Below are 7024 nucleotides of genomic sequence, written 5' to 3' on the forward strand. Positions count from 1 at the left end.
CGAAAGTATAAGCTACAATATACAAAAAAAACAGTTGTATTATATTGAATATACAAGAAAGGGAAAAACAAAAAATATTATACCTATTAGTTTAGGTAAAAAAGAATCAGGTTCACTATTTGATAAATTTTTGTCAACAACATATGGAAGTATTCAAGAAGCTGAAAATAATAAAGAAGTTCCCGTTCATTCAAAAATTTTTCTTGAACAAATATTTAGTTTACTACCTGAATATGCTGACAAAAATAAACTGAATTTGATTGATGCGATATTACTTTTAAAGTATCCATTTTTACACAACTTTCCTAAATACCAAGATATAGATTTTAGTTATTATGTTAGAGTAGCTTCTAGAAAAACATTAAACGATTTAGAAAAAAGTAATGGTATGAAAGAACTTGTTGAGATAATTAGTAAGTACCCGCCATCGAAAAAAGAAATTAGTAAAATGCTTACTCTAAATTCTAAATTAATGATTCATTATTTAAACATCCGAAGGTATATTCCCAATGTAGGAAATAGAATGGCTTTATTAGAAAAAATTAAATGGATTTCTGATAATGATCATAAGAGCGAATATTATATGACATTCGATCCATCTAATTTTCAAATTAATAGAGACGATTTTTATTTGTTTAATCCTATTCATAGAAAATATAACTATAGAAAAAGATTGTTTAATTTTTATAAGAAATTTAAGTTAGAAAATCGATTTTTTGAACAAATATATAAAGGATTAATTAAAACAAATGATATAGAGAAAGCCTTTTATTCTTTGGATCATGAGCATACCATCAAAGATACTTGGTTGTTGATTGATAAAATAAGTAACTATAAAGAATTTCCTGAATTTAAAAGGGAGCTTTTGAAAATTTTAAGAGGAGAGAAAACAATTTACAGGGTTCATGATGATTTGATTTTATTAAATTTAGAAATAAGAAAAAAATATCCACATAACGATTTAGAACCTATCAATTACACAGATGGAACTATAGATTATTTTGAATGTGAAATAGAAAATGTTAATTTTCAATTACCTCGAAGCGATGTAGAATTATTCATGGTATCACACAAATTGAAGAATTGTGTTGATGGGTACTATTCAAGTGTTAAATCTAAGTATTGTGTAATTGTTTATTGTACGGATCATACAGGGGAAATTGTAGCTTGTTTAGAGTTTAGAAATCACTATGGAGTCTCCGCAAAGCTTGTTCAAGCATTAGGATATGATAACCAATTATTAGATGAAAAAGTTCAAAATATTGTACGTAAGTATTGTAAAGAAAGAGATATAGAAATTTTTTGCAAATATCATATACCTGATGTTAAGGATGAAGATGTTTTAAATAAAGATAGTTTCATAAGCAAGACTAATGAAGAAGTGAATTTAAATGAAGTATGTTAGATGTGAAAAAGAAAACCGTTGTTGGTTTTCTTTTTTTGTGGGAATAATTGTATATTCAATATACATTTGATAAAATATTAATTGTAATAATATTCATTCAATTTATTTTGAAGGAGTCGATATGTTTATGGAATGCCTTAAAGAAATTGTATATGATAAAAAAGTAGATGTTTTGTACAAAGTAGAAAATTATAGAATAAGAAAGCATCATAAAGTGAGTGAATCAGAACCATTGGGTACTATTTTTGAAGGGGAAATTGAACTTTTATGTTTTGGGGATTCTTATGGATTTAATCTAAATGTTGATCATAAGAGAATACCTTCTAAATTCCGCGAAGTGTCTAGCGCTAATTATGGTGAGCATTTCCCAAATAAAAAGATTGATACAAGTTCAAAAGAAGCTGTATTACAATTCGCTGTTGATTATATGGATTTTATTGTTAAACAAGCTGTTTAATAATTTTAATTTGTTAAGGAAACCGTTCTTTTTATAATGAAGAATGGTTTTTTACTGTTTGTTTATATATTGAATATACATTCAATGTGTATTGTGGTATAATGAGTATGTAAATAATAATAAGTGGGAGAGGATAAAATGGGAGAAAATAAAATGAAAAGTTTTGATGTTTATGGGTGCTTTGGTAATGATGAATACATACTAGATAGTTATGCATTCACAGTAAAAACAGTTAATAAATCAGAAGCTATGGAATTAGCTAAAATGTCTGGTGGTGCTTATGGAGAGGTTTATTTTGAAGCACAAACTGGTCATATTATTCATGAATTAGATAAACGAAAAATAGTGTTAAATCACATACCTGATATTAAATGCCAAATTTTCAGCCCTAGAAAAAATCATAAACATGAAACACTTATGGGAGCGCCTATTTATACAGATGAAGATTATAAAGATATTCCTTTTAGTGTATTACTTGAAGGAATAAAAAAAGAAGCAATTGAACGAAATAAAGAGATAGTTTATTTTGAATGCTATGCATTTGGTGTAAATCCATCACTTGTTAGTACAAAAGAAATGTTAGATACTACTGAAATTGGTGATAGATGGGTAAATGAAAATGGAGTAGCCATTGAACATACAAGTGAAGGTATTAAATGGGAAGACACACAACGTTCGTTTCCAAGTGAAGTAAGTAAAGATACACTGGGTTCTGAATTATTATCTATGAAATGGATCTGGCAAATTGGGCCGAATAAAGATACTTTAGTTTATTTTCGTTATCAGTGGGATGATATTAAAAATTGGACAGAAGATGAATGTAAACAAGAAATTATAAAGCGTAAATATTGGGAACAATGTGATATGGATAGTTGGGAAGCATTTGAAAAAAGTACACAAGAAGCATTTGAAAAAAATTTAAAAGTTAAATAATACTTAAAAAACCGTCCTTTAATAATGAAGGACGGTTTGTATTTTCAATGTATATTTACTATACATTCAATGTATAGTGTGTTATAATGTGGTAAGAAATAATAAAATTAGAATTAAGAGGGGATAATATGAAAAATAAGGTAAATAGGTTTTGAACGTATCAAAAGGCTTTGCCAAATTTAAATTCAAAAAAATGAAAACTGAACCTGTATTTTTAGAAGAGGGTAAATATAATATAAGTAACTATGCTTTCATAATGAAAAGTAATATTGAGAAACGGAGTGAATCTTTTGGAATCTAAAGATGTTATTAAAAATCTAAAAACGAATCAAAATGAAGCCAAGTTTTCAAACGAATATATAAATGATGTTTTAGTAAGATTAGCCTATAATTCAAGTGCTATTGAGGGAAATACAATCAGTTTAGCTGATACTGTTACAATAATACTTCATGATACTATTCCAAGTAATACAAGCAAACGAGAATTTTTTGAAATTGATAACCACCGCGGAGCTTATGATTATGTTTTGAAAAATGTTGCTAATAAGGAAGAATTAACTGTAGGGAAGGTAAAAGATATTCATGAAAGGTTAACTGACAGACTTCAATATGATAAGGGACAGTTTAAAACATCAACAAACCGCATTTTAGGAGCTGATTTTCAAACAACACCACCAGCACAAGTACCTCATGCTATGCAACAGTGGGTTGATAATTTGAATTTCAGATTAGAAAACGCTAAGACAGTTGATGAAAAATTATACGCTATTGCTGAACAACATATTCAATTTGAAAGAATTCATCCTTTTAGTGATGGGAATGGTAGAACCGGTAGAATGTTAATGAATTACAGTTTATTAGAAAATAACCTCCCTCCTTTAGTGATTGATGTTAAGGAAAAAGGGCTTTATGTAAATTTATTGGCTAAACAAGATGTAGATGGATTTGTGCAATTTATGAAACCTACATTAGAAAAAGAAATGGAGATCATGGAAGCTTTTATTAATAAAGAAAATAATCAAATCAAATATCCTGAAAATGAACCAAATGAAAAAAATATAAAACATGATGAAGTAGAAGAGGAACGTGAATTATAAAATAAATAGCTAGTTCTTAAAATGAACTAGCTTCTTTTTTAAAAGGCTATATATTGAAGGTGCGTTGAATGTATATAAAAGTGGTGATATGCAATGAATGGATTTAAAGTGATGGGTATTTTTAGCTTTGAAAATTTTGTTTTGGAAATTGAAGTGGCATCATTAATAGCTAAAGATTACATAGATGCTAAACAAATTGTTAAAGAACAAGGTGTAGGGGAAGTTTACTATGAATCTAAAACACAAAGCATTATTCATGATTTTCATAATAATAAGAAAAACATAATTGATAGTTATAAAAAGAATATCCCTTTTCAAATGCTGTTTAACACCTTGCTAAAAAAAAGAGACAAGACTAATGAAATAATTATACCTTTTAAAAAAGTTGAATATCAAATTTTAGAGTATTAATAAAGAGAATAACTTATCTTAAATGGAAGGTGTGAAAGAATATGAAATTTAAATCGATTTTAAAAAATCATATGCATAAAAGAAAAGTTGCAAGAGAACTATATGGTACAAAAATGGAATTATCCTTTGCATTACGTGAGTTAGAAAATGTTTATACAAAACCACTTTCCGAACATAAGAAAGATGAAATTCTAAATGAATTTCAATTAAGTTATGAAAAATATAAATATGAATTGTTAGAGAACAGAAAATATCCACTACCTGTAACCACTAATGAAGAATTTATTAATGATATAGAAAAGATTCAAATTATGTCCCTTAAAGACTGTAAAAAGTTTATTGAATTAATTTTAAATATACAAGAAGAAAAAATTAAATTACATGGATCTAAAACAAATTCATTTTATACTCCAATTTTAGGAACTACAGTGAATGGGAAAGCTTCAATATCTTTAATGGATGCTATATTAGTTGTCATTGTTTTGGGTTCAATTTGGCTTGTAAATTATTAGAATAATAAACTGGAAAGGAAGATAAATAATGAAAAAGTTTCCTGTTAGAAAATGGATTAAACTTCAAAAAGGAGAAAAGATTGTTTTAAATCATCGAAAAATTGCTGTATTAGGAATGAGTAACGTGGAAAAGATTAAAAGAATAGCAACAAAGATGAAAAGGGAAACAAATTTAGCTACTCAAAACTTAGAAGATTTTATTTCTGATAAAGATTCTATAAAAGACTTATTATCAAAAGGTAGTAAATAATGCTACATGCAACTGGTGAAATTGTAGGGACAGTAATCATTTTTTTAGGGGTTTTATTTTATATCTTTATGCAATTCTTATTTAAAGGAACAAAAATTTTCTTTTTTAATATGAGAAGGTTTAAAAATGAAGATTTTAAAAGATAAAGAGATTAAAGGATATTTAGAGTTTAATTTAGAAAACGAATACTTACAAGAATTGGTGAAGGATAAAAAAACATATTATCTATTAATATTAGTTATTCTTAATCTTGTTGTTATATATAATTTCTATAAAATTGTTAATGTATTTAAAAGTGAAATAGTGGCTTCTTGTATATGGTTATTCTGTACTAGTATTCCATTCTTATATGTTTTTAGAAAGGATAGAAAAAAACTATTTAAGAAAGTCACTCTTAAAGCATATATGAATACATTTGTATTTGTAGGAATATCATTTTTAATAGCTTGTTTTAGTTACATCTTTCTGGAAAGGATTATTTCTATTGAACTAGTTAATCACCCAATAACATCAAAGGGTTATTTGTCTATAATCAAGAGGATTCCACAAGTAGTTATTCAAATATTATCCGAAAATATACTGTACATTGGATTATTGTTAATGTGGTATAAATTAGTTGGTAATATTTTTCGTACATCATATGTTCATTTAGTTATCTCCCTCCTATTATCTAGTGGATCATTTGGGATGCTTCATATTTCAACTTATGATTATAATTGGTTACAATGTTTATTTATAGTTGGCCTACCTTCAATCACCCACTTAATTTCCTTTTTGAAATATAGAAATATGCATGTTGGGTATTTAGTTCATTTAAATTTCAATTTAATATTTATGATAGGAGTCCCTTTACTATCTAATTGAAAAAAACCTGTAATTAACTACAGGTTTTTTTATTGAGAATCTTGTTGTGGTAGTACTATTTTTTCTATATGCTCCCAGACATTATTCATGCTAGTTGTTTCAAAATATCGCATAATGGTTGTTGAAACTAAACCTTGTTTACGTAATTCTTTTATTGTAACTCTACCACCATTCTCTTTATATAATGTAACCAATTTAGTTTCTAATTCGCTTTTTGAGTATTTAGGGTGTGACCTTACACGAGTTGGCAAATTAGCTAATTTTCTTAAATTGTTTAATCCATTAAAACGGATTGAAAAAATATGGGCATTATATATTTCATTACTTTGATCTAAATCTTTTGCACTAGCTACTTTACCTATTTTTTTGCAAAAATCAATATACAATTGTAAAAGTTCTTCTTTTGTTTCTTTCACATCATCAATTTTTGAATAAACTATATCGAGTTGCGCTTCATTTAATATTTCTTGATAAGTATTAAATGAATTATATATTTGACTCTCTGGTAAACCTTCATTCTCTAGATCATTTAAAGATGGTGTTCTTTCTAATTTAGTAGCAATTTCACGAATAAATTCAATTAACTCTTCTTTGGAAAATGGGTACTTATAAATTCGAATTTTAGGGCAATTTGCTAACAATAGTAATTCAGACCAAGTTTTATTAAATCGAGATATTAAACCGCTAGATGAAAGAGAATCAGGATCTTTATACTCATTGTATAATTCAGTTGTAATTGCTCCATGTGTTATCTCTAATATTTTTTTAATGTCTTTTTTGAACATATTAAAGATAATTTCATTAGAAATGTTAGCATTCTTAAATCTGTAATGGTTTTTTTTAGCTTTTCCATAGCCGATCATTTCTAAAAATTCAGACCAAGTTTTATTAAAACGCACCCTATATGTTTCAGGGCTAGGAACATCATCTAATTCATCCCATTCTTTCCGATTAGGTATTTTGTTGTTTTCTTCAATCCAGTTCTTTACGATAGAAATAAGTTGTTCATTAGGGATATGAGTATAAGAACGTTCTCTGTTAACAGACAAACCAGCTTTTTTTAAAGCTTTGTTCCAAGACTCAAATCTATAAACA

Annotated in this window: 9 protein-coding genes; 8 read left to right on the top strand and 1 reads right to left on the bottom strand. The window is 27.1% G+C overall.

Annotated features, from left to right (window positions below):
* The 8 genes from MR107_RS28455 to MR107_RS28490 all read left to right on the top strand — a co-directional run.
* Positions 1-1405, top strand: a 1405-nt coding sequence (locus tag MR107_RS28455) for an outer membrane protein assembly factor BamD (RefSeq protein WP_242293026.1), incomplete at its 5' end; no start/stop codon positions are given.
* 127 nt (positions 1406-1532) lie between these two features.
* A complete protein-coding gene (locus MR107_RS28460; RefSeq protein WP_098634822.1) occupies positions 1533-1862 on the top strand; it encodes a hypothetical protein in 330 nt (109 codons plus the stop codon).
* Positions 1863-2000: 138 nt separating this feature from the next.
* A complete protein-coding gene (locus tag MR107_RS28465) occupies positions 2001-2795 on the top strand; it encodes a hypothetical protein (protein ID WP_242293027.1) in 795 nt (264 codons plus the stop codon).
* Between the two features lie 281 nt (positions 2796-3076).
* Entirely contained in the window at positions 3077-3892 is an 816-nt protein-coding gene (locus MR107_RS28470) for a Fic family protein (protein WP_242293028.1), read from the top strand.
* Between the two features lie 93 nt (positions 3893-3985).
* The gene (locus tag MR107_RS28475; protein ID WP_242293029.1) at positions 3986-4303 is read left to right on the top strand and encodes a hypothetical protein; all 318 of its coding nucleotides are present in this window, start codon (positions 3986-3988) and stop codon (positions 4301-4303) included.
* A 41-nt stretch (positions 4304-4344) separates the two neighbouring features.
* Positions 4345-4815: a hypothetical protein gene (locus MR107_RS28480; RefSeq protein WP_242293030.1), complete on the top strand. Its 471-nt coding sequence runs from the start codon at positions 4345-4347 to the stop codon at positions 4813-4815.
* A gap of 28 nt (positions 4816-4843) precedes the next feature.
* Positions 4844-5065 (top strand): hypothetical protein, encoded by a 222-nt coding sequence (locus tag MR107_RS28485; RefSeq protein WP_242293031.1) that lies wholly within the window; start codon positions 4844-4846, stop codon positions 5063-5065.
* 126 nt (positions 5066-5191) lie between these two features.
* The gene (locus MR107_RS28490) at positions 5192-5929 is read left to right on the top strand and encodes a hypothetical protein (protein ID WP_242293032.1); all 738 of its coding nucleotides are present in this window, start codon (positions 5192-5194) and stop codon (positions 5927-5929) included.
* A gap of 29 nt (positions 5930-5958) precedes the next feature.
* Here the strand turns inward: MR107_RS28490 and MR107_RS28495 are convergent.
* The coding region (locus tag MR107_RS28495; protein ID WP_242293033.1) for a homing endonuclease associated repeat-containing protein at positions 5959-7024 on the bottom strand (1066 nt) is incomplete at its 5' end.

Source organism: Bacillus cereus group sp. BfR-BA-01441, assembly GCF_022663075.1.
GTDB lineage: Bacteria > Bacillota > Bacilli > Bacillales > Bacillaceae_G > Bacillus_A > Bacillus_A cereus.